The sequence below is a fragment of the Vibrio sp. PID17_43 genome, from assembly GCF_002608565.1.
Taxonomy (GTDB): domain Bacteria; phylum Pseudomonadota; class Gammaproteobacteria; order Enterobacterales; family Vibrionaceae; genus Vibrio.
Map to the genome: position 1 here is coordinate 89,875 of NZ_LIXM01000013.1, position 22,290 is coordinate 112,164.

The 22,290-nt window shown below is 44.7% G+C and carries 20 protein-coding genes; 8 read left to right on the forward strand and 12 right to left on the reverse strand.

Annotated elements, in window-relative coordinates; all coding sequences use genetic code 11:
* Positions 1–106: 106 nt before the first annotated feature.
* Positions 107–625 carry a glycine zipper 2TM domain-containing protein gene (locus tag AK965_RS11000; RefSeq protein ID WP_099079653.1) on the forward strand — a complete coding sequence of 173 codons (519 nt, stop codon included), beginning with the start codon at positions 107–109 and terminating at the stop codon, positions 623–625.
* A 68-nt stretch (positions 626–693) separates the two neighbouring features.
* Here AK965_RS11000 and AK965_RS11005 read toward each other — a convergent pair whose 3' ends face one another.
* Together AK965_RS11005 and AK965_RS11010 are read right to left on the reverse strand one after the other, a co-directional pair.
* Positions 694–1,785, reverse strand: coding sequence for a transporter substrate-binding domain-containing protein (locus AK965_RS11005; protein WP_099079683.1), 1,092 nt, complete (start codon positions 1,783–1,785; stop codon positions 694–696).
* 194 nt (positions 1,786–1,979) lie between these two features.
* Positions 1,980–2,882 (reverse strand): DMT family transporter, encoded by a 903-nt coding sequence (locus tag AK965_RS11010; protein WP_099079654.1) that lies wholly within the window; start codon positions 2,880–2,882, stop codon positions 1,980–1,982.
* Positions 2,883–2,976: 94 nt separating this feature from the next.
* Here AK965_RS11010 and AK965_RS11015 point away from each other — a divergent pair, with 94 nt between their 5' ends.
* Positions 2,977–3,861, forward strand: coding sequence for a LysR family transcriptional regulator (locus AK965_RS11015; protein ID WP_099079655.1), 885 nt, complete (start codon positions 2,977–2,979; stop codon positions 3,859–3,861).
* Positions 3,862–3,933: 72 nt separating this feature from the next.
* Entirely contained in the window at positions 3,934–4,320 is a 387-nt protein-coding gene (locus tag AK965_RS11020) for a universal stress protein (RefSeq protein WP_099079656.1), read from the forward strand.
* Positions 4,321–4,382: 62 nt separating this feature from the next.
* On the opposite strand, the gene AK965_RS11025 is transcribed toward AK965_RS11020, so the two are convergent.
* The 5 genes from AK965_RS11025 to AK965_RS11045 form a co-directional block, all read right to left on the reverse strand.
* The gene (locus AK965_RS11025) at positions 4,383–5,201 is read right to left on the reverse strand and encodes a 5'-methylthioadenosine/S-adenosylhomocysteine nucleosidase (protein WP_099079657.1); all 819 of its coding nucleotides are present in this window, start codon (positions 5,199–5,201) and stop codon (positions 4,383–4,385) included.
* 182 nt (positions 5,202–5,383) lie between these two features.
* A complete protein-coding gene (locus tag AK965_RS11030; protein ID WP_099079658.1) occupies positions 5,384–5,893 on the reverse strand; it encodes a copper resistance protein NlpE in 510 nt (169 codons plus the stop codon).
* A 211-nt stretch (positions 5,894–6,104) separates the two neighbouring features.
* Positions 6,105–7,346, reverse strand: a complete 1,242-nt coding sequence (locus AK965_RS11035; protein WP_099079659.1) for a glycine betaine/L-proline ABC transporter ATP-binding protein — start codon at positions 7,344–7,346, stop codon at positions 6,105–6,107.
* Positions 7,339–8,238: a proline/glycine betaine ABC transporter permease gene (locus tag AK965_RS11040; RefSeq protein WP_099079660.1), complete on the reverse strand. Its 900-nt coding sequence runs from the start codon at positions 8,236–8,238 to the stop codon at positions 7,339–7,341. The genes AK965_RS11035 and AK965_RS11040 overlap by 8 nt, the downstream gene beginning before the upstream one ends.
* An 88-nt stretch (positions 8,239–8,326) precedes the next feature.
* The gene (locus AK965_RS11045) at positions 8,327–9,316 is read right to left on the reverse strand and encodes an ABC transporter substrate-binding protein (RefSeq protein WP_099079661.1); all 990 of its coding nucleotides are present in this window, start codon (positions 9,314–9,316) and stop codon (positions 8,327–8,329) included.
* A 422-nt stretch (positions 9,317–9,738) separates the two neighbouring features.
* Between AK965_RS11045 and AK965_RS11050 the strand changes: the two genes are divergently transcribed.
* Entirely contained in the window at positions 9,739–9,933 is a 195-nt protein-coding gene (locus AK965_RS11050) for a hypothetical protein (protein WP_099079662.1), read from the forward strand.
* Between the two features lie 83 nt (positions 9,934–10,016).
* Here AK965_RS11050 and fusA read toward each other — a convergent pair whose 3' ends face one another.
* A complete protein-coding gene (gene fusA, locus AK965_RS11055) occupies positions 10,017–12,041 on the reverse strand; it encodes an elongation factor G (protein ID WP_099079663.1) in 2,025 nt (674 codons plus the stop codon).
* A gap of 550 nt (positions 12,042–12,591) precedes the next feature.
* Here fusA and soxR point away from each other — a divergent pair.
* Positions 12,592–13,020 (forward strand): redox-sensitive transcriptional activator SoxR, encoded by a 429-nt coding sequence (soxR, locus tag AK965_RS11060; RefSeq protein WP_099079664.1) that lies wholly within the window; start codon positions 12,592–12,594, stop codon positions 13,018–13,020.
* A 5-nt stretch (positions 13,021–13,025) separates the two neighbouring features.
* Here the strand turns inward: soxR and AK965_RS11065 are convergent, their stop codons facing one another.
* The 4 genes from AK965_RS11065 to AK965_RS11080 form a co-directional block, all read right to left on the reverse strand.
* Positions 13,026–13,421 (reverse strand): DUF2391 family protein, encoded by a 396-nt coding sequence (locus AK965_RS11065; protein ID WP_099079665.1) that lies wholly within the window; start codon positions 13,419–13,421, stop codon positions 13,026–13,028.
* A gap of 9 nt (positions 13,422–13,430) precedes the next feature.
* Complete coding sequence (locus tag AK965_RS11070; RefSeq protein ID WP_099079666.1) at positions 13,431–14,282, reverse strand: tetratricopeptide repeat protein; 852 nt, start codon at positions 14,280–14,282, stop codon at positions 13,431–13,433.
* Positions 14,283–14,538: 256 nt separating this feature from the next.
* On the reverse strand, positions 14,539–15,126 hold the full coding sequence (locus AK965_RS11075) for a bifunctional 2-polyprenyl-6-hydroxyphenol methylase/3-demethylubiquinol 3-O-methyltransferase UbiG (RefSeq protein ID WP_099079667.1): 588 nt from the start codon (positions 15,124–15,126) through the stop codon (positions 14,539–14,541).
* A gap of 113 nt (positions 15,127–15,239) precedes the next feature.
* Positions 15,240–16,757: a phospholipase D family protein gene (locus tag AK965_RS11080; protein ID WP_099079668.1), complete on the reverse strand. Its 1,518-nt coding sequence runs from the start codon at positions 16,755–16,757 to the stop codon at positions 15,240–15,242.
* 608 nt (positions 16,758–17,365) lie between these two features.
* Here AK965_RS11080 and AK965_RS11085 point away from each other — a divergent pair.
* The 3 genes from AK965_RS11085 to AK965_RS11095 all read left to right on the forward strand — a co-directional run bounded on the left by AK965_RS11085 (position 17,366) and on the right by AK965_RS11095 (position 22,256).
* Entirely contained in the window at positions 17,366–18,523 is a 1,158-nt protein-coding gene (locus AK965_RS11085) for an efflux RND transporter periplasmic adaptor subunit (RefSeq protein ID WP_099079669.1), read from the forward strand.
* Between the two features lie 13 nt (positions 18,524–18,536).
* Positions 18,537–21,695 carry an efflux RND transporter permease subunit gene (locus tag AK965_RS11090; RefSeq protein WP_099079670.1) on the forward strand — a complete coding sequence of 1,053 codons (3,159 nt, stop codon included), beginning with the start codon at positions 18,537–18,539 and terminating at the stop codon, positions 21,693–21,695.
* 294 nt (positions 21,696–21,989) lie between these two features.
* Positions 21,990–22,256 (forward strand): hypothetical protein, encoded by a 267-nt coding sequence (locus AK965_RS11095; protein WP_099079671.1) that lies wholly within the window; start codon positions 21,990–21,992, stop codon positions 22,254–22,256.
* Positions 22,257–22,290 lie beyond the last annotated feature (34 nt).

The window sequence follows — 22,290 nt, forward strand, 5'->3', positions numbered from 1 at the left end:
CGGTTTTTTACTTGTTAATGACATAGGCCTTGTCGTCTCCTGATGCGGATTTAAATTTTCGATTTACCATACTGAAAAATAGAGAAAACCATATTGGATGGGAATCATGAATATTAAATCTATTGCAATTGCAGCGGTGGTTGTTGCTGTCTTAGTTGGTTGTAAAGACAAAATGCCACCAATGCCGACGGAAGCAAATATCACGATGGTTGATGCAGTGACGGAAACGGTAAAAAAACCGCGCCAAGTGTGTAAAGACGTGGTGGTGACGCATCAGGTTCAACCAAAAGATGAAAACAAGTTACTGGGTACCGTAGGGGGTGCAGCAGCAGGAGCGGCGCTTGGTAATCAGATTGGCGGTGGTTCAGGTAAAGTGATTGCGACAGCTGCCGGTACGATTGCTGGTGCATTAGCTGGTCGTGAGATCCAAGATAATGTACAAAAAGGTGATGTCGTTACGACCACCGAAAAGAAATGTCACACAGAATACACCGCATCTGAAAAGGTTATGGGTTACAATGTAACGTATGAGGTGGCTGGTACGCCAACGACAGTGCGTTTGCAAAGTAAGCCTGCGGGGAAAACCTTCCCAATCCAAGATGGCAAAGTGATTCTCCCACAATAATTGCTGACATGATTGAATTCAAAAAGCTTTTTGTTTTGATTAACAAAGGGCTTTTTGATATCTATGACCTACTTCTCAATAAAGTAATCGACTAAGGTTTTTCGCCACTCTCTCGATTCTCTAATCTGTAATAATGCGCGATTAATTTCTTCTTCATGTTGATTGTTTTCGGTGATGATGAAGCCATAGTTTTGTTTTTCTAATTGATAAGGTAATACTTCTAGTTTTTCGAACTGTCCACTTACTCTTCCATTGCCGATCATGTATTTAAGTATCACATCATCCCCGACAATGGCTTCAACTTCTCCCCTTTCTAAGGCTTGAAGCAATTCTGGCATATCATCGTAGCGCTTATGGCGAATGCCAAAGCTAGTAAGTAACAGTGAAGAGGTGGTTGCATCTTTAGCCCCAACTTGCACGTTGGCGAGGTCGTTTATTCCTTTTATTTGTGAATACCCCTGGCTGAGGGTGAGTTTACTGGCTAATACGGCAGTAATGCTGGCGATAAAGAGCATACTAAATACGCCAATGAGCACGGTAACAATACGTCCGGTTAAGCTCTTAAATTCAAAGTAATTGAATGGTCCACGCGTGATGAAGAGCAAGCCCAAAATAAAACTCTCTATCCAACGGCCTACTCTACTCTTCATCGAATACAGTTTTTCGTTCTTTCCTTTCTCCAATAGGTAGAAAAATGCGCCAACCACCCCTGCGGTGATGACAATGGCTCCGATGATTAACCACAACGCGGGGTTTAAAAAAATCGATTGCAAGGTATGCAGGTAGCTTTGCTTCTTCACGGCGATAGCAAGGTGGGTTTCATAAAAGGAGTGAGAAAAGTCGGCGAATAACTCACGCTCTGGTGTGATCGAAATGCACGAAACGCCGATGTCGACTTGCTTGTTTTCGATCGCATGAAGGAGTTCATCGAGTTGAAGGATTTCGAAACTGAATTCAACCTCCATGCTTTTCGCAATGCGTTCCCACAGTTCAATACTCAGTCCACTCAGTTGGGTATCGGAAGAAGCAAGTACAAAGGGAGGGCAGGGATAAGTACCTACTTTAATAGGAGAGGCCAAAGAAACGCTACTGAATAAGGAAAGAAGAAAAAGTACTGAAATGACTGTGTGTTGAAGTGTAGATTTAAATACGTTTTGCATGCACAAGACCTCGATAAGAGGCAGGAAATGAACTGCATCAAGGGCGAACGAACGCCCAATAAGCATTAGAAGAACAAAGATTGATGAGATGATGACGAATTCATGCTGCCCTAGTTTTACTTTTTACAGAATTAACTATAGCAGTTGAGACCAAACAGCAAGGGACAGTGAATTGCCCCTTGTTTCGGTTTCGACTACGCCATAGGCGCTTGATGGTGCTGTTGCTCTTCTGCAAGTTTTGCGGTTTGTTTTTGTTTTCTGCGCTCGCATTTGGATAGCCAAATCAGAGGCACGACAATCATTACTGTACCAATTGCCATAAAGGCATCAGGTACTTCACCAAACCAAATCAATCCCACAATCACGGCGCCAATCAAACCGCTGTATTCTGCGCTAGCAACCTTGTTACTGTCGATAGAGCGATAAGCCAGTACACAAGTTGCGGCATAAATCATAATGAACAAGCTTGAGCCCGCCGCAACAGGAAATGAGTGCCAATCCCACGTTTCGCCTTCAATAAACACTAATAACAGCGATACAGGTATGCCCGCTAGGTTGGTCATCAGTAGCGTATGTGGCACCGATTGATTTTGTGGTAGCTTACGGATCAGTAGGTTGTTGATAGCGAGTGTGACCGCAACGACCAATGCAGACAGCGCTGCCCAATCAATTTGGTCTGGACGAATAATCACAATCACTCCGGCAAAGCCCATCACAGCCGCAGCAATAGATTGCGCGGAAAGCTTTTCCCCAAAGAATATTGCAGCCAGTGGCAGCATGATCAACGGCGCGGTATAGAAGATCGCATTAGCGGTTGCGAGTGGCATCGACGAGATGGCTAAAACCATGAAAATCGCCCCCGATAACCAGATATGTGCCCGTACCGCATGCCACTTAAAGCCTTCCATTAATGGTGCTTGCTTAGTCAGTAGATACACTGGCAATAACATCATTACAGCAGATAGCTGTCGGTAAAACACGAACTGAAAAACCGGCACCTCATTACCGACACTTTTGATCAAAGCGTCTGAGAGTACCGCAACTAGGTTACCAACAATTAATAGCAGCATCGCTACGCCGACAGATGTGACTTTCACTTTATTCTTCTCTGGTTTCTTTGCCAAAGAGTAGGGGATGTCATAGGATGAAGTAAAATGATATTTATTAGATTAAGTATGAGATTTTTAGATAATGAAGTTGCCACCTTTAAGAGCGGTACACTGTTTTGAATCGGCTGCTCGTCATCTGAGCTTTTCTCTCGCCGCAGAAGAACTCAACGTGACCCAAAGTGCAGTGAGTCATCAGATTCGATTGCTTGAAGATTATCTCGGGGAGGCCTTGTTCATTCGCCAGGGACGTAAGTTATCACTCTCGGAAACGGGGTCTTGTTACCTTGAAGACATTAGTCCTGCCATCAATTCAATCGCCATGGCAAGCCAAAAGGTGCGTGAAGGTGACAAAGGCAGTCTGCGATTGGCGATCTATAGTTCATTGGCCGTGAAATGGTTGATACCACGCCTTGCTGACTTTAAAAGATTACATCCTGATATCGAGCTTACTTTGAATATGGTAGCAGGCGATCCAGAGCAAACCGACAGTGTGGGCGATTGCTTTATTACGGTACAAAAACCAAAGCGTAACTACATGGCAGTGCGTTTGTATGATGAGACTTTATATCCGGTTTGCAGTCTCAACCTTTGGAAGGAAATCCAAGATCAACCATTGCCAGAAGCGCTTTGGCAATATCCTATTCTGTCTACCGATTCAATCTATCGTGAGCGTGGCAAAGATTGGACAGAGTGGTGCAAAGTTGGTGGGTATGAGTTGCCGAAGGATGTGGATATACAACATTTTAGTCACATGCTACTTGCTATCGAGGCCGCGCGTTATGACCAAGGCATCACGTTCGCCAATGACTTCATGTTGAATGAGCGAGATAAGGCTCAGGACTTGGTGTACATCCCTTCCCATGGTTTGGACACGGGAGACAGCTTTTACTTTGTGCATAAAAAGAATCGTGCTCGTCAGCCAGAAATCATGAAGTTAACCAATTGGCTCAAGCAGCAGTGTTTGTAGCGTATGGGGGGGTGGCTGTTAGCTTCCCCTGTGGTGCTAGACTTAACTTAGATAAATCAGTGGGAGAATATCATGAGCTATGCGCACATATTGGTGGCAGTAGATTTATCGGATTCAAGTCGAGCGGTGATAGATAAAGCTATCTCGATTGCAAAAGATGCAAACAGTAAACTTTCTTTTGTTTTTGTCGATCACGACAGAGTCGCGTTGGAATCGAAGGACGAACGGAAGCTAATGCAAGAGCTTCAATCTTTAGCCGAGCAAAGTGACTATCCGGTTGCCGAGACCATGGTTGTCATCGGGGATTTGCATATCAAGCTTGCCGGTATCGCGAAGGAACATAACATCGACCTAGTGGTTTGTGGGCATCATCATAAGTTCATGAGTCGTCTGTTTTCCTCAATACCAACTTTAGCCAATGCGATTGAGGCAGATTTATTGGTTGTGTATTTGGACTGAAACGCCACTCAACGAACAAACGCAATGGGAGACTCTGCTGAGCCTCCCTTCTTGATGCTTAGTTAGAATGATTGTTTTTTGATCAGCGCTTTGATTACGTCAATGGCATATAGTTGACAATCAACCGCCGTTTGCGGATCGAAGTCTTGCTTGTGTTGGTCAGTGTTTGACAAGATACGAATCCCAACAAATGGCACTTGGTAAGCTTGAGCAACCAGTGCGGCAGAAGAGGTTTCCATCTCTTCTACGGACGTACCAAAAGTCTCGTGGAACCAGTTGATACGGTCTACTTCGCGGTTCCATTCGTCAGCGGAGCCAATCAACCCTTTAACCACTTTACCTTTTTTATATTGCTCAGAGAGTAAGAACGACGTTTCTACAAGCTCAGGGTCCGCCTTGAACTGTTTGTATTCAACAAAATCCCCGTTTTCACGCAGACGCATGGTTACGTCAAAGTTCTGCCATTTGGTTGGGTCGATGCCTTTGTCTTTCTCGGTGAACTGTGACTTGTATGCGCCCATGTTGAAGCTCGCTTCGCCTACCACGATGTCACCACGGTAAAGTTTAGGGTCATGGCCACCGGACGTGCCTTGGTTGATGATGTACTTTGGTTTGAAGTATTCGATACCAATGGTTGTTGATGCGGCAGCGTTAGCGAGGCCAACTTCAGTACGAGATACGACGACTGGATAGCCATCGATTTTACCTTCCCAGAATGTCCAAGAGCCAACGATGGTTTCTTTCTTTTCATCAAGTGCTTCCACTAAGGTGCTTGTTTCGATATCCATAGCGCCTTGAACAAGAATAGGTTGGGTTTGTGCGAAAATAGAGAAGGAAAGAGCAGCAGGAATAAGTGCTGTAAAATGTTTAATGATTTGCATAGAACATACTTACGACAGAAAAAGTGGGCGCAATCTACCAACAGCAAACGTTTGCGTCAATTGACAAACCCATTCATTTTCTTAAACGATGAAAAATCTTGAACACTATTCAGAGGTGGGAGACAGAAATCCGAGCGCAAGGCTCGGATTGTGTGGTTAAGACGTGAAGAAAAGTGAACGTCTTATTGTTGCTTGCTTAGGTTATAGGACGACGCAAGATCGCCCGTGGCTTTTTCCCCATTCATATCTAATTTCATTAGTATGTTCTCGCCAACGAAATATTGGTTTGGCGCCTCTTCTTCGACTAGAGTGACGGTATTACCGGCTTGATTCCAAGTAAATTGACCATCAGAGTTAAATTGATTGCCTTCTTTGCCTTTATATACTTGTACTAGCGTGTAGCTGCCATCTGGATTTAGGGTCAAGGTCGTTTCAATGCCTTCGCAATCGGCACAAGGCAGTATTCCTTGGTAAGTGCCATCCCAATCTAAGGCGTTTTGTGCATTGTGTGCCGAATCTACCAATGTTTCTTCGGCGATCACTTGCTCTTCTTCGATCGGTGTTGCGTTAAGGGTGGTTTCAGTTTCTGTTGCTTGAGGGACATCAACGGTAGTGGTGTCTGCTGGTTTTTCGTCCTGACAACCGGCCAAAATAAATACCGCACAGCTTAATGCTAACAATGTCTTTTTCATTTTAATCCTCTATGAATCAATTAGGGCATGATTTTAATAATAGAACGGTATAAGAAACCTGCGTCAGAATTACGCAAGCTATTGATCCAATTATGTCAAAGCAGAGCATCAGTCGTAAAAATGCAACAAAATAGATGAGGCCGCTGGTGGATGATGAGAACGTGTAAGTCAATCGAAAAAGGCTCATCAATGATGAGCCTTTCGTCAGGGGTTAGGATGCTTTATCCATTCTTGGTGGCTTTTTTGCTTCTTTTTTCTGTGCATGTTGACTTACGTCATCAGTAAAGATTTCCGCGACGGCACTTCGTTCTAGCTCACCTTGTAGGTTACCCTCATTATCGACCACAGGCAGTGAGTAGTCACAAGACATGGTCTCTGGTAACACGTGCTCTATAACGGAGTCCGGTGAGATCACGGGTACGTGTTCGTAAATCTCTTTATCAATTTCTTGAGTTGTGCTGTCCTTCGCAGCGTCCAATAAGCTCTCTTTGGTCACAACACCTTGATAGCCATCGTCAGTGACATGGTAAGCATAATCTTGCTTCACACGCTTCATTTCGACTAACGCTTCTTCAATCGTTGTTGCAGTAATGCGGTAGGCAGGAGGCTGCATGACGGTCTCAACAGTAAGAGCACGGGCGCGGTTTACATCTTTAACGAATGCCTCTACGTACTCGTCAGCAGGATGGAGCAGAATCTCATCAGGAGAGCCTTGCTGAACAAGCTCACCATCTTTCAGGATGGCGATTTGGTCGCCTAGACGCAGTGCTTCATCAAGGTCATGCGTAATGAAGATGATGGTTTTGTGCAGCTTTTCCTGGAGTTCAATCAATTGATCTTGCATTTCACTACGGATTAACGGATCGAGCGCTGAGAACGCTTCATCCATTAACAGAATTTCAGCATCAGTTGCCAGTGCTCGAGCTAAGCCCACACGTTGCTGTTGACCACCAGAAAGCTGTGCAGGGTATTGATTTCCGTAACCCGTCAAACCAACCGTTTCTAGCCATTCATTGGCTTTTGCTAAGCGCTCTTCCTTTTTAAAACCTTGAATTTCAAGACCGTAGGCAACGTTATCAATGACGGTACGATGCGGAAGCAGCCCAAAACGCTGAAATACCATCGACATTTTATTGCGGCGGAACTCTTCAAGCTCAGCGGTGGAAAGCTGCATTACATCGACGCCTTCAACTAAAATTTGCCCCATAGTCGGGTCAATCAGACGGTTGAAGTGACGAATCATGGTGGATTTTCCAGAACCTGATAATCCCATAATGACGAAAATTTCGCCTTTGTTGATTTTCAGATTGATGTCTTTTAAGCCAACGGTGTGCCCTGTTTCTGCTAATATTTGATCTTTACTTTGACCAGATTTTACTCTCTCCACGACAGAGTTTGGTTTTGGACCGAAGATCTTGTACAGGCCGCTGATTTCAATAAGTGGCTTAGTCATGTTTGAGATCTCCTAAGTGAGCTTGAGTTCTTTTAGCATAGGCTTGAGAGGCGCGATCAAACAAGATCGCCAATGCTACGATGGCCAAACCGTTAAGTAGACCGAGAGTGAAGTACTGATTAGTGATGGACTTCAATACTGGTTGCCCTAAGCCTTTTACACCGATCATAGATGCAATCACAACCATAGAAAGCGCCATCATGATAGTCTGGTTGATACCGGCCATGATGGTTGGCATTGCCAATGGGAGTTGTACGCCCATAAGGCGCTGCTTTTTACTTGCACCAAAAGCGGTCGCGGCTTCGAGTACTTCTTTATCAACTAGGCGAATACCTAGATTGGTTAATCGAATTACGGGTGGAATTGCATAAATAACCACAGCAATCAAGCCTGGAATTTTCCCGATGCCTAGCAGCATAACCACAGGAATCAGGTATACGAAAGCAGGCATGGTTTGCATTACGTCCAATAGCGGCGTGACAATAGATTGAATTCGATTCGAGCGTGCCATCGCGATGCCGATCGGTATTCCGAGTACAATGGCGAGCATGGTACAGACGGTAATGATACTAAGGGTTCGCATGGTGTCTTCCCACATGCCGAAATAGCCAATCAGTAGTAATGAACCAAAACAGGCGACAGCGAGCTTCCAAGAACGACTTGCGGCATACACTAACGCTACGCAGACGCCAAGAGTGATAACCCATGGTGTGGAAATCAGGAGTTTTTCGAACCAAACAAGAAATGAGAGAAGAGGGTCGAAGAGTGATTCAATTAGGTCGCCGTATTCGCGAGAAAAATCGCGGTAGGCACCATCTAAAGTTTTACGGATGGCTCTGAGATCTGAGCGTTCCATTTCTGGAAATTCGCTAAGCCAATTCGAGTCAGACATGTTTACTTCCTTTTCTTACCGAGGTTCACCTGAACCTCGGTATACAACAAATACGGTATTCCAGTACCGTTTACGTAACGTCTAAGTCTTACAGTGCGCTTTGCACTTGTTTCGCGACATCTTGTGGTACCCATGCCGTCCAGATTTGTGGGTAATTTTCTAGGAAATGGAACATGGTTTCTTCACCGTCTGCTTGATTGTCTTCCATCCAAGCCAATAGCTCGTTCATGTCCGCGTTAGTGAAACCTCGTTTAGTGAAGTAGTTGTAAGCAGCTGGAGAGCGTGAAGCAAACTCTTCAGTTGTGATCGTATGAACTGGTGAAGGTGGGTACATGGTTGGTTTTGGGGAGTCACATTCCGCTTGAGTGGTGCAGTTTACGAACTCATCTAAGTTAACACCGCTACCAAAGTCGACTTTCACCATGTTGTATTTGCCGAGAACCGCTGTCGGTGCCCAGTAGTAACCAAACCAAGCTTGCTCACGCTCGTAAGCTTTCGCTATCGAACCAGAAAGCCCCGCACTTGAGCCTGGATCAATGATGTCAAAGCCCGATTTTTCCAGATCCATTGCTTTGAATAGGTTGCCTGCACTGATTTGACAGTTCCAACCAGCAGGGCAGCTGTAAAACGCAGATTTGTCTTTGTCTTCTGGATGAGAAAATAGTTTCGCGTGTTTTTTTACGCCCTCAATGGTTTTGATTTCTGGGTATTGTTTTACTAGATAGGCTGGTACCCAAAAACCTTCTTCGCCGCCATCAACCAACGCTTTACCAGCGTAGCGAAGGCGTTTTTCTGCAACACCTTTGTCGAGCGCGTCTTTGAGACTATTACTCCACAGTTCTGGAGCGACATCGGGCTGACCCTTTTCAATCATTGAAGTGCCGGTTGGCATGGTGTCGCCTGGGATAAGTTCAGCATCACAGCCGTAGCCGTGTTCTAGAATAAAGCGGTCTACATTGGCAATCAGAGTTGCCGAGTTCCAGTTCATATCTGCAATTGTGACCGTTCCACACTCGCTTGCATTTGCGTTGGTCGCCAGTGCACCAACCGCTAATAGTAAGGGTGTTTTGTAATTCATTTTGAGTTTCCTTCTCTAATTGTCTTAATAATATTAACGAATTAATTATTAGTGTTCAAATTAATAACCTCTACGTAAGAGATCTGATTTTGTTAGGTAATATGAACAGTAGTGTAAAATTGCGACATTAATTACTAATGAAAATGGAATTTCTCATGTTTTTGTTTTGACTCATAGCATGGCAATTTGATGTTAGTGTGGTTGACATGGTTTGAAGTCTAATTAATGTGTGGTTGGTTCGCTTTTTTTGCAAGCTAAGTTATTGGCATGAGACTCAGATAGAAAGATGTGTATGTGCTATTCGACGTGAGAGCTCAAGTGAGATGAAAACTGTCGATAATCTCTAATTATGAATAACAACGTTTTGCATATTCTTGGACGACTTCTACGCTTTAAATTCGTTTTAGCAAAGGAGAGCCAAAATGGCTGTATTGAAACAGGACATCCCAAATCGAGTAACGGTTTATCATGATAATGCAGAGCAAGAAATTGAGCTAAAGAATGCGATGCTACCTGAAAAGCCGCGTTACTTTAATGGTTCACCGACTTACCAAGCGGATAGTATTGAAGCATTTGAAAATAAGGTCAGTCAGATTGGATTATCGCTAGATAAGTAACACTCAATATGATGTCTTTTGGACTCAGTAGAAACCAAACGCCCTCATGTCGAGGGCGCATTTTTTAGGTTTATCAAGACGTTCTAGTTTTGTTGAGTGGTTCCCTGACAAACTTGCTTTTGTATTGCCGGAGGAGCCGGTTCGTAATGACTCAGTATCATATTGAAACTGCCTTCCCCACCAGTAATCGAACGCAAGCGGCGAGCGTAATCTTGAAGCTCATTGGCCGGAGATTTAGCCCTTAACATGGTGAAGTTATTATCAATCGGCTCTGTTCCTTCAATGAGTCCTCGATTGCCAGATAGGTCACCGGATACGTCACCAACATTGGAGGTTGGAATATGCAGTTCCATCTGAACAATAGGCTCAAGCACGATAGGAGCGGCATTATTGATGGCATCTAAAAACGCTTTTTTGCCTGCGATGACAAATGCAATCTCTTTGGAGTCAACGGAATGGTACTTACCATCATAAACGGTGACCTCTACATCTTTGATAGGATTTCCTGAGATCGCTCCCTCTTCTAGAGCTTGGACAATGCCTTTTTCAACCGCAGGGATCAGAGAGGTTGGAATCGACCCTCCAACGACTTTATTGATGAACTGAAAGCCTGCCCCACGCTCTAACGGACGAACTCGTAATTGAACCTCACCAAACTGACCAGCGCCGCCACTCTGTTTCTTGTGTCGGTAATGGCCTTCAGCGGGCTTGGTGATGGTTTCGAAGTATTCTACGCTTGGCTGACTGGTTTCGACTTCCAACTTATAGACGCTGGACATTTTCTCAAGCGCTACTTTGAGGTGGAATTCACCTTGTCCACTGATGATGGTTTCATTAGTACGTGCACGATGTTCGATACGCAATGATGGGTCTTCACTGGCGATTTTATTCAGCACGTCACCGAGTTTCTGTTCATCACCACGTTTCACCGGTTTAAGGCACAATGAGTACATCGAATCTGGGAAATTTAATGTCTTAAGCTTGACACCGTCTTCTTCATGGGAGTCATGTACAATGGCATCGAACTCAAGTTCATCCACTTTTGCGAGTACGCAAAAGTCCCCCGCGAGAGCTCTAGGAATTTCTGTACGGTCTTTGCCTTGCAATTGGTACAAATGGCCAACTTTAAACGCTTTGTTGTTTTCACCTATGTACAGTTGGCTGCCTGTATTAATCTCCCCTTGGTAAACGCGCAGATAGGCGAGTTTACCCATGTATGGGTCAACGGTGATCTTGTAGACGTGTGCCACGCTATGCTCGAGAGTGTCGCAGTTTACCTTGACCTTCTGACCGTTTTTTTCTAATAGTGGCGGGTTACCTTCATTTGGCATTGGCATGATTTCGGCTAAGGTTCTTAACAAAAGCTCTACGCCTGCGCCTGTCTCAGCCGATACAAAACAGATCGGTACTACGTGTCCCGTTCTGAGTGCTTCTTCAAAGGGATCGTGTAGCTGTTCTGGCGTGAGTTCGGATCCTTGCTCAAGGTACAATTCCATCAATTCTTCATCGACTTCGATAACTTGGTCTATCAACGTCTCGTGCGTGTCTGCCACACTCGCAAGCAGCGTTTCACGTTCAACTTCTGGTTCAAAGTAGCAATCGACGACGGACTGGCCATCAGCGGATGGTAAGTTAATTGGTAGGCAATTATCACCAAAATGGCCAAGGATACTATCCATCAGGGCTTCAAGTTGGTTGCCATGATTATCGAGCTTGTTGATGATGATCATTTGACACTTTTTCTGCTCTTTGGCGAAAGCAAATAAACGGTCAGAGGTTTGGTTGATAGGCGCTTGTGGATCGATGATCAATGCGGAGGTTTCAACGGCCGGGTAAATACTGATCGTTCGTCCAAGTAATTCACTCTGTCCTGGAGTATCGATAATATTGAGACGGTGTTTATTCCAACTTAGGCTGACGGGAGTGGCTTCGATACTGTGTTGATATTGGATAGACTGTGGGTCGAAGTCGGTGACTGTGTCGCCGTTTTCCACGCTCCCGAGGTGATTGGTGGCTTGACAGGTATAGAGTAGTTTTTCGATCAGTGTCGTTTTACCGGTACCAGTTTGACCGACAAAGGCGATGTTGCGGATTTTATTGATAGGCATAGAGCCTCCTTGCAAATAACGTACAGAACCGAGCGATTCAAAGATTAACCTGTGAGCAGGTCACGAACTGCATTGGAGTAGGCGGGTTTACCGCCTGTTCGTCTTCCACGTCATTTTGCGAATGACTCTGTGCATACCACCACCTTGCTGAAAATAGCATTGAGAGGTTTCTTGACTATTAGTATGTCGCAATAACCACAGAAATTGTGTGATTTATTTCATGCTGAAAGCGATCGTTTTTTAATCTAGGTCATGAAATTGTTGATGTCACGTCGATTTGTGCCTTTGAGCTATCGAAAGAGTCTTGAACGTGGAAGAAGGGAGATTGATTTTATCATCAATCGATTAGAAGGCGTGTAAGCCAAAGTGACTCTGCATGAACAGGCTGCGCACCCTGATCTGATTTTCGTTGCTAAGTATTGCAACTTTCGATGAAGCTTTCCTTTGAACGGATTAGCGCATTTTTATTGTGCGAAAATATGTTAAGTTGATTTTTCTTTTACCCTTAAGGCAATTTGAGGGTATTTGTCTAATAAGCAAGGAGTGAGCGATGGACATCAGTGTGGGCGAGGTAGCTAAGCGATCAGGAGTGAAGGTATCGGCACTGCACTTTTATGAGCAAAGAGGGCTGATTTCAAGTTGGCGCAATCAAGGTAACCAGCGTCGTTATCATCGCAGTGTGTTACGGCGCGTGGCGGTGATCAAAGCGGCGCAACAAGTAGGCTTGTCGTTGGAAGAGATCAAGCAAGCGTTGGAAGAACTACCTAAGCACCAAGCTCCGAACAAGGCGCAATGGGAAACCATGGCAAGCCAATGGCACGCTCAACTGGAACAAAAAATTCAAAAGTTGAAGGCGTTACAAAATGATTTGGGCAGTTGCATTGGATGCGGTTGCTTGTCACTGGAGACTTGCGCGTTACGAAATCCGGAAGATGTACTGGGGAACGAGCAGTCTGGGTCGAGTCTCAATTTAACCTGAGGTCGTTACTCTTTATCAAAACTATCGACCACTATTGCCCCCATCGATGCGGGCATAGTGATGACTATCACACGTTTAAATGCAGTGAATGGATCAGTGATAAACGGCAATTTGTTGATGCAAAATAGCACTAGTGCGACGACGACCGCTGCGATGACATAAGCGATGACGACACGGAAAATGAATACTGAAATGCGAGTTCTGATGTTACTTTGAAATACACTTTGGTAGGCAAAAAATCCTAGAAATAGCACCGAAAGGCTAAACAGCATGAGTAGGTTAAACATCGGCAGGTTTTCGCCCAGTCGCCATGCTTCTTCTGAGAATGAGATTGGTACGGCGAGAGTAAAAGCACCAACAAGTACTTGGCTGGCGTCTTCTAGATTGAAATGGCTACTCATGCTGGATTTTCACTGCTCGGGTAGATTGTTATTTAATAGCTGGTCGAAGCGATCATTACCGTGAAGTAGTTCAAGATCTTGTTCATCAGGTAATAGATCTCGGATTGATGGGCTCGCTTCTATCGCACGTTCCAGATCTTCTATTGCCTGCTCTTCAATACCGAGACGGGAATACGCACAGGCTCGTTGGTAAAGCGCTGGCCCATTGGTGTTGTCCACTTCAAGAACTCGGTTACATAAGCTTAATGCCCAGCGGTATTCTTTAATTTCCATCGCAGCATCGGCTTTATAGGTTAGCGCTTCTAAATCGCCAGGGCGAATCAGTAAGATATCATCGTAAATATCAATGCGCTGCTCTGGAGTTTGAGAGCTTTGTGCTCGTAGCCATAAGTTGTGGATTTCATTAATTTTTTCAATCTCTTTATTATTTTCACTGATGATACGAGTCTTACGTTTTAAATCACGTTCAAGTGCCAAGAATTTTTTCTCGTATTCTTGGGCGATCTTTTCTAAGCGCTTATCGGCCATTTCAGTGGTATTGTTTTTGAATTCACGGAGCGATTGCCAACCGACAAACGCAATTAAAGAGGCGACACCGGCAATGATGTAAAAGAAATACGTCACGGTCACATTCGCATAGTTTAATGACTTGTCGGCGACGGTTAACTCGCGGTCAGTGATTTCGACAATCATTCTCCGCTCTAAATCTTGTTGCTCCTGACGCAACGATTTGAGTTCATCGAGTATGTAACGTTCCATAAGCGGTCGGTCTAATAATTCAGACTCGGAATATTGCTCTTCTGACGCGAAAGTTTGGAAAGAGAGGAGGGCGGCGAAAAAAATGGCGATAGCTGTGCGCATAAAACGTCCTTTTGCGTCGGATTTGAGGATGAATCCTTGAAACCATAGCAAATCGAGATGTGGTTTAGCAAAAATCTCTCAAAAATTATTGTGTTATAAAGTATTGTGACTTATCCATGCCTTGTTCTTAGTTATGTGAATATGCTCTATTTACCTCAAGATGCATGGTTCAGCGAGCATAGACTTCCTTACCCGGAGTTCAGGGTATAAAAGCATCGGTATCATGGATACCCAATGCCTTTACTGAGGTCGATAATCAGCGTTTGACAGCAGTAACGCTAAAGACATGCCAATGCTTGTTGCTTCCTACGGCAGTGGTGCCGTCTTCATCTCGTTCATGAAACGTGGCAACGTCATAGTTCTCAAACAAGGTTTCGATTTGTTGTCTACTCAGGGCCGTTAAATTGGGATGCTGCTGTGAATCGACCCAAGAGTCTTTGATGCCAAGAAAATCACCACAAAATACCCCTCCGGGTTGTAATGAGGCGTCTATTTTTTTCCAGACCTGTGTGAAGTGTTCTTGTGGGCAGAAGAATAGGCTCGCACTGGCGATAAATAGCGTGCAGGATGGGTAGTCAAATTCAGCAAACTCCACCTGCTTAAACGTGTATTTCCTTATGCCTTCGAAGCGTTTTAAGCAAGCTTCAACGGCATTCGGGTGGGGATCGAAGGCGAAGACATCGAAACCTTGGCTAAGTAAAAAATGGGAATCTCTGCCAATGCCACAGCCTGCGTCAATGGCGATTTTGTCCGATAGTGAATGATGCTTTAGAGCTTGCTCAACTTGCGGTCGGTGTGGTTGGGTCGCGATTTTTTTGTAGTATTCATTCCATTCGGCGGACATTGCGTTTCCTTTCTTGTTACGGCGAGTACGACGGATGTGTGAGTCGCTGTTTGTCGTTAGCCTAAACAATTTTGGATTTGAATGTCTGGTGTTTTAATCACAATGTGACCGAGTTAAAGCTGATCCTCAATAGGTAATATGCCAGAAAACCATGCGCCCATTTTTCGCCAAACACTCGCTTCAGGCTCGGAATGAAGTGTTTCACCCGATGTGACATCTAGCCAAGCAATGTCACCATCCCTAAGTATTATCTGATAAGCGTTTGCTCTAAGTTGCTGTGGCAGTTGATGTAATGACTCTTGCACGTACTCAGGTTGTTCAATCACTACGGCCATTTCGGTGTTCAGTTCTGCTGAGCGGGGATCCCAGTTCATTGAACCGACAAACAAGGTATGCTCATCGATGAGCATGGTTTTGGCGTGCAAACTTGATCGGCTACTACCTGTAAGACTCCATTTGTTTTTTATGCTTGCGCTGGCTTTGACTTCCCACAGCTGAATACCAGCTTCAACCAAATCTTTACGATATTTTGCGTACCAGCCATGCACCGCAAAAACATCATTCGAAGCGAGGCTGTTGGTTATAATCGTGATATTGACACCTCGTTTCGCGGCTTCAGCTAGCGCTTTAGTGCCGGATTCGGTCGGGACAAAGTAAGGGGAAATCAGCACAAAGGAGTGCTCAATGCTTGCCAAAATCTCGCTGAGATTGTCCACCAATTGGCTCTCTTGGGTTGCGATTTTATCTGGTAGATCAAACCAGACTCGGCCACGTCCCCAGTACAGCTTTAGTGTGCCTTGTTGCAATTTTTGGTAGAGCGTTAATTCTTTAAAGTTATAGGTACCGGTTGAGAACTTTTCTTTTAATTGCAGTTTTTTTACTTGTGCTTGGATTATTTCATCGCTGACTTTTTCTGACCCAGGGACAATCCACTCCATTGGTATGGCATAGAGGCTGTTCCAGTATAAATCGAACTGATCAGCTGTTTGCTGAACGGTCTCTCCATAAAGCATTAAATCAAAGTCACCAAATTCAACGTTGGACTCAAAAGAAAAGTACTCATTACCAATGTTTCTGCCTCCAACAATGGCTGACACGCTATCGGCAATCAGAGCCTTATTGTGCATCCGGCGGTTTAAGCGTTCGAAGTCATTGGCAAAGGCAAACAGACGAGCGTCACGATATTGGTGCGGGTTGAACAGCCTGATTTCTATATTTGGGTGCGCGTTAAGTTCGGCCATACCAGCATCATTGCGTTTTTGCATATCATCTAATAAAAGGCGAATACGTACGCCACGTTGGGCGGCTTCGTACAGGCGCCATGTGATCAGTTGGCTCGTTTCGTCATTGCGGTAGATGTAGTACTGCAAATCCAAACTTTTCCCGGCGGATTCAATTAATGCAATTCGAGCAAGTAAGGCATCATGACCTTGATTGAGTGGGTAAAATCCCGTATCTGTCTTTGGTTCTCTATTGTCGCTTCCGAAAAACTTAGCGAGAGATGAGTCTTCTTGATAGCCGTATTGAAAGCTGGTGGATTTTTCACTTGGATCTCTCGGTTGAATGGATGAGCAAGCGGAGATTAGTATCAGCATAGAACCAAATAGCGCTTTCGAGAGAGAACGTAGCAATGCACACTTCCTTGTTTAAATGCAGTCTTACCTTTTGATTATATACTTAAAGCCACTTGGTGAGATATCAAGATGTCATTTTGGTAATAAGCGGAGGTGTGACTGAATTGGAGTTTTGACGTGAGTGAGCAAGAGCCCAAAAGTGGTCTTTGGATCGAGTATTGGTTTATTTTCAGACGGACAATATCATTTTTTTTAGTTATGTATCACATAGGAGTGGTCAATATCACTAATAATTGGCGGTAATTACTAATAGTGAACTGCAATAAATTCAGTTGTCGTTCTAAGTCGCTGAATTTAAATAAATAAGCTATTGGCATGCCCCTTGCCTATAAAGTCAGAGTGTAATTGAGAGTTACTTGCGCAGATGGTTAATTATTTGTTAATTTTACAGGTTATCTACTGTTCATCGTTTTGTGATTGAAGTTCACAAACTAAGTGTCAGTGCGGCTCTCTTATAAAATTGTCTATTTCAGATGCAGCTATCTCACCGATTGTTCACGGGGATGAGTGGTCAAGTTTTTGAGCGGAACGCTCTTTGACAAGGTTGAACGCTTAATCACAATGTGGGACAGGTAGGTGAATACAACAATAAAAAAGGATTTTTGATGTTAACAAAACCAGTATTACGTTGGCTTTTACCCCTCGTCGTCGTTGGTGGCTCTTATGCGGGTTACGCGGCGATCGCGGCGACGGCCCCAGAAAAAGAGTCGATGAAAACCCCAGTCACTGAGCCAATGGTGCAAACTTCTTCTCTTTTCCCAACTGACCATAAGGTTGTCATCACGAGTCACGGCGAGATGGTTCCTTTCGAAAAAACGCACCTTGCAGCGCAAGTCAGCGGTGAGGTGGTCAGTTGGCACCCCAACTTTGTCACGGGCGGAATCGTTAAACGCGGCGAAGTGTTGTTCACGATAGAAAGTGACAATTATGAGGCTGCGGTATTACAAGCTGAAGCCGGGTTAGCAAGTGCTCGTGCGAAGTTAATTGAAGAGCAAGCGAAAGCTGAAGTTGCTAAGCGACAAGCAAAAAAACTCAGCGACAAACAGGTGACGGACCTTTATTTACGTGAGCCCCAAGTGCTGAGTGCACAAGCTCAGGTCAAATCAGCACAAGCAGCACTTAAGCGTGCTAATCGTGACTTAGACAATTGTGAAGTGATCGCTCCATACGATGCGTTAGTCGTAGAGCGTGAAATTGGTGTTGGTCAATATGTGTCTTCAGGAACGCGCGTCGCAACGCTGAATAATATCGAAGTGGCGGAAATTCATGTGCCGATTGCGGGTTTCGATAGCGCCTTTCTGCCAGAAGCCATCGATGATCTTGATGCTACGGTTACTCAGCAAGGGATTTTATCCACGACACGTGAAGGTAAAGTTGTTCGTGATTTGGGCATGATCGACAGCGCAACGCGTATGATCAATATGGTGATTCAAGTTCAAGATCCTTACGGTTTGAATAACAGCCAAGCACCGATTAAATTTGGCTCTTACGTCGAGGTTAGGTTTACGGGTAAAGAGCTCAAACATATCTATCGCCTTCCTCAAGAGTTGGTGAAAAACCGCACGGTGTGGGTGGTTAACGGTGAAAATGAGCTTCAGCCTCGTGTGGTCAATGTACTTCGTGCTGAAGGGGAGTTTCTGCTCGTTGGTGAAGGTTTAGAGCAATCTGATAAGTTGGTTCTGACACTGCCAGAGTACCCACAGAAAGGTATGGTTGTCCAAGTCGCAAAAAAGAATAACGACTCCGAAACCGTCGTGCAGTAAGTAGGAGTCAATCATGGAAGAGACTAAACAAAAGGGCATCATTGCCTACTTTGCCAATAACTCTGTGGCAGCGAACTTGTTGATGATGTTCATTATCATTATGGGCATTGTGAGTTTCATATTCATCCAGCGCCAGATGTTTCCGAATATCGAAATTAACTACATCAACGTGCGTGCGGCTTATCCGGGGGCTTCTCCTCAAGAGATCGAAGAGAGCATTTTGGTAAAAGTCGAGGAGTCGATCAAAGATGTTACGGGTATCAAAAAGACCGTTGCGCGTGCTTCTCGAGGTAGTGCTCATGTGTCGATTGAAGTTGACGTGAATGCAGACATTAAAGACGTTCTTGATGACATAAAACAACGTATCGACACCATTTCTAACTTGCCAGCAGGCATGGAACCGATGAACGTCTACCAAGCGGAATGGCGTCAGGAAGTGATAGAAATGAGTTTGGTGGGAGATAGACCACTTGAAGAACTCAAGCCGATCGCTAAGCAAGTTGAAGATGAGCTATTGCAACTGAACAACGTCATGCTAGTGGAGTTAAGCGCACCGGAAGAAGAGATTGCTATTGAGGTCGATCCTTTGATCTTACGTAAGTATGACCTCACGCTAAATGACATCAGTAATGCGATTCGTCGCTATTCGGCTAACTTTTCTGCGGGTGAGGTAAAAACGAATTCAGGTATGATCGCGGTTCGTATTGAAAACCAGTACTACCGTGGCGATGAGTTCCGTAACATTCCCGTTAAGTTAGGCGCGAATGGTGCGAAGGTGTTGCTGCAAGATATTGCAACGATCAAGGACGGTTTTACTGAAGAGCAGCGTTACTTTGAGTATTCCGGGCAAAACGCGGTTTACATGGCAGTGAAAGCGACCCGAGATCAAAATATTATCCCAGTGGCGGAATCGGTTCATCACTATATTGAGGCGAAGAATAAAACACTCCCAGATGACATGCAGCTCAAAATTCTTGTTGATATGACCTATTACCTTAATGGTCGCCTCGACATGATGTTGAAGAACCTATTGCAAGGTGCTGCATTGGTAGCGATCATGCTGTCTATCTTCTTGCGTTTCCGTTTGGCGATGTGGGTCATGGTCGGTCTCCCTGTGTGTTTCCTTGGTGCGGTTATGCTAATGCCTGCGCTCGGAATTACGGTGAACATCATTTCGTTGTTTGCTTTTATTATGGTGCTTGGCATTGTCGTTGATGATGCGATCGTTACTGGTGAAAGTGCTTACAGTGAAATTGAGGAAAAAGGTGGTGGTGTTGATAATGTGGTTCGCGGCGTTAAACGAGTGGCAACCCCGGCGACGTTTGGTGTTTTAACCACTATTGCGGTATTCGCACCATTTTTGCTTTCAAGCGGCATTGATGGCGCCTTCTTTTACGGCATCGCTGGCGTCGTGATTCTGTGTTTGATCTTCAGCTTAATTGAATCGAAATTGATTCTGCCTGCCCACCTAGCACATACCAACTTTCAACCCATTCAACCTGGCAGTTGGCGTGAGCGCTTCAACCAGCGTTTCTTTGGTTTCGTCAATGGTCCTTATCGTCGTTTTGTGACGCTTTGTACGCACTGGCGTTGGACGGTATTTGCGGTCTTTTGTGGTTTGTTGCTCGTCAGTGCCGCGTTGGTAAATTCTAACCATGTTCGTGTTATCCCAAATCCAAAAGTACCAACGGATTTCCCGGCGATAACGATCGAAATGAACGATACGGTATCAAGTGAACAGACCATCAGTGCGCTAAAAACCATTGAGGGAGTGATGCAAGATATTGAGGCTCAGACCATCAATGAACACGGCCAGGGGATGATTCGGGATGTGCTTTCTTACAATCGTAGTCGCACTGAAGGTCGAATTCTTGTCCCGTTAGTCGATGAGGAACTGCGTCCATTCAATACCTTTGAACTTGCAAGGCGCTGGCGAGAAGCAATGCCAGTGATCCCGGGGATGAAGAGCTTCAAAATCCGTGAGCAAAGTGGTGGTGGCGGTGATCGTGATGAATTTGGTTACTTGTTGTTTGGCTCAGATATTAGTGAGCTCAACGAAGCGGGTCGCTATTTGATTGATCGCTTACAGCAAGAAGAAGGTCTGTACGATGTCTCCTCTTCTATTGATTCTGGCAGCAAAGAAGTTCTACTTTCCCTTGCGCCCGTCGCGTACGATCTTGGTTTGGATCTCACAATAATTGCAGAGCAAGTGGGTGGGAGCTTCTATGGTGGCGAAGCGCAGCGAATTATTCGTGACGGCGAAGAGGTCAAAGTGATGGTTCGTTATCCACAACTGACTCGAGAAGCATATTCATCGTTGCGTTATGCGGTGATCACCACACCCGCAGGCAAGAAAGTAATGCTTGGTGATGTGGTTAACATCAGTGAACAACCCGGTGTGAGTACCATTCGTCGTGAAGGCGGTTATCAGACAGTTTATGTTTATGGCTCGATTGATGAAGCGTTGGTTGAACCGCAAGAAGTGGTTAAGATCATCGATAAGAATATCTTGCCAGACCTTCAGAAAGTGTACCCAAACGTAAAAACGGAATTAGGTGGTGATATTGAAGAGCAGGCCGCCCAGCGTAATGAACAGATCATATTCTTTATCGCCGGCATGATCATTGTGTACATCTTGTTAGCGGTACCATTGAAGAGTTACACCCAACCGTTGATTGTCATGTCCGTCATTCCATTTAGTTTAACGGGTGCGATTTGGGGGCACTTCTGGTTGGACATGGATATCAGTATGATGTCGACTTTTGGCCTGATAGCCGCCGCAGGCGTTGTTATTAATGATTCATTGGTCATGACTGATTACGTCAATCAAGTTCGAGAAAAGGGCATGAGCATCAAACAAGCAGTCGTAGAAGCGGGCTGTGCGCGTTTTCGTGCGATCACACTAACGTCTATTACCACTTTTGCTGGTGTATTGCCTATTATGTTCGAAACCAGTTTGCAAGCTCGCTTTGTTATCCCGATGGCGGTTGCACTAGGCTTCGCGGTGTTGTTTGCAACCGTACTTACTTTGATTTTGGTACCGTGTTTGTATTTGATGTTGGAAGACATAAAAAATATTTTCCGCGCGACCAAGCGCTTCTTTTCGCGAATTATCAAAAAGCTTGGGAAAGAAGAATCGGATGCTATTGGCAAAGAAAGCATACAAAACTAGCCGCTAGCTCCTTACAGAGTTACCCAGTTTTCCAAAGCAGCCTTTAGGCTGCTTTTTTATTGGTGGTAAGCGAGTCAGTAAAGACGGTCTATACTATAAGCGGTATGAATGGATAGTTATTCATGAATTTCGCTGGTTAATTTAACGCCTATAGTGTGAAATTCGCCATCAAGGATGTTGGTAAAAATCACTGATAAAGTTAAATTATTGATATTTAAGGGGTAAAAAGTTGGCACTCTATGTGCAAAGTATAAAGTGCAACCCAATGAACTGCTAACCCTTAAGGAGCTTACTATGCAAAGCGTATTTCTTTCTACTCTAGGTCTTATTGCTGTAATGTCATCACCAATCGCTACTGCTAACACTCTAGACAGAGATGAGTGGAGTGCAGATTTGCGTCAAGAATTCAAAACGATGAAGCATGAGGCCGTTGCGGACATTCAACAAATGAACATGGATGCTATCGATGAGCGTGACGAGCGTATTGTTAAGCATATTAAAGAACAGCAAGCACAATTGGCAAAGATCAAGTGCCAAGAGGCAGAGGCGAGTAAGTCGTAACCTCTGAAGAATGCGTTTCTGATTTGGTTGCAAG